The sequence below is a fragment of the Mesorhizobium sp. M1E.F.Ca.ET.063.01.1.1 genome (assembly GCF_003998155.1).
Classification (GTDB): Bacteria; Pseudomonadota; Alphaproteobacteria; order Rhizobiales; family Rhizobiaceae; genus Mesorhizobium.
Map to the genome: position 1 here is coordinate 1 of NZ_RZSC01001113.1, position 1,404 is coordinate 1,404.

Consider the following 1,404-nt stretch of genomic DNA (forward strand, 5'->3'; position numbering starts at 1 on the left):
GCGTTCACGACAGCGAACCCTGATCGCAAAAAAGACGCTGGTGACATAGCCGGCCTTGTATTCCGACAGGCCGAACATGCCGGTGCGCTGGAACAACGGCGGCAGGAGCCCGAGCATGAAATGATACTCGATGCTTGATATCTCGAACCACTCCCCGGCGTAGGGAGTTCCCGACAGCGGGTCTGTGCCTGGCACGTCGTGGTGCCGGTTGAACAGCCTAAACATCTGCTCGCGCGTCGCGATTCCGTTGAACACTTTTCTGAAGGGAGGATGTGTAGGCATGGAGTTTCTCCTTCGAGGCACGCCAACCCCGCGCGCGGGAATGCTCCCGCAACGGGGCGACGGCGTGCCGGTTCTGGTCGTGGATTGAGGTGGTGGAGTCGCGCTTGTTGGCGGCCGGTTGAGCCAGAGCTCACTCGTTCTCGGGATATGGAGGTCCGGCCTGTCGGCCGGCTTCCTTTGCAGGCGGCGTCAGGCGGCGTCAGGCGGCGCGAGCAGCCGCCACGTGGCGGCTGGCAACGATGCCGGTGATGGCGCGAACAGCGGCGGCGAGCGCCCGAATGTCGTTCAGCAGGGAGAGCGCTACAAAGTGATTGGCGCCGCCGGTAAAATCCCTGCGGCCGTTGCAGGTGCGAATGAGAACACCGTGACCCGAGGAGAGCCCGAACTGGCCAACCTGAATATAGGTGCGATCGTGATGGAGGATGATTTCGCCGGAAACCGCGATACCCCCCTTGTTTGATCGCAGCTCGTAGCTGCCTGATGGCAGGGCGAGCTCGGCGGCGAGCCTCTTCAACCTTGACCTGGCGGTCGTATGAAAGCGTCTCTTTTGCTCGCCATCGTAGGCGCAGCTTTTGTTCCAGTCGAACATGTCGATCTCCATGAATGGGAACAGGCCGGCTGTCGCGCGACCGCAGGCCTGTTCCTGAGGGTGGGAATGATCAGATGACGCCCGGTCCTCGATTACATCGGCGCCAAGCTCGTCGGCTAAGCGCCACAAGGCTCCTGGCATGGTGCCGGAACCCTTGTGATCGGGACGCCGGTTATTCCGCGGCCTGAAGCTCGTCCGTTTCGTCTTCGACGCCAGAGGCGCGCTCGCCGGACGAGGGATCGGCACTGTCGGTTAGGAAGGCCGGCAATTCGGCCGGAACAGCCGCGGAAGGATCGTCCGCAGTGTCGCTGACCACGGGTTCGCCGATGTCCGCAACAGGACCGTCCTGTTCGAGACGCAGCGGCTCGGGCAGCCAGTTCGATCCTTCGAGAAGGCGCGCGGCTTCACGGGCCATCAGGTCCTTTTTCATATGTTCGATCAGCTGCGCGGATTCTTCGCCACGGGCCTCACGAACAGCCTGAACGATCCGCGTCTTGGTCACGCGGCCGAGATAGTTCTCCACTGTGGGTGTC

The 1,404-nt window shown here is 62.5% G+C and carries 2 protein-coding genes and 1 pseudogene; all 3 read right to left on the reverse strand.

What is annotated here, in order from left to right; all coding sequences use genetic code 11:
• The coding region (locus EOA29_RS36475; protein ID WP_127222393.1) for a DUF1419 domain-containing protein at nucleotides 1-282 on the reverse strand (282 nt) is incomplete at its 3' end.
• A 199-nt stretch (nucleotides 283-481) separates the two neighbouring features.
• Complete coding sequence (locus EOA29_RS36480) at nucleotides 482-883, reverse strand: hypothetical protein (RefSeq protein WP_127222394.1); 402 nt, start codon at nucleotides 881-883, stop codon at nucleotides 482-484.
• A 160-nt stretch (nucleotides 884-1,043) separates the two neighbouring features.
• A pseudogene (locus tag EOA29_RS36485) lies at nucleotides 1,044-1,404 on the reverse strand (DNA-binding protein); the annotation flags it as partial.

What these genes read in the sequence shown, in the direction of transcription:
- EOA29_RS36480 (WP_127222394.1), bottom strand. Translation starts at nt 883, where the DNA reads ATGGAGATCGACATGTTCGACTGGAACAAAAGCTGCGCCTACGATGGC.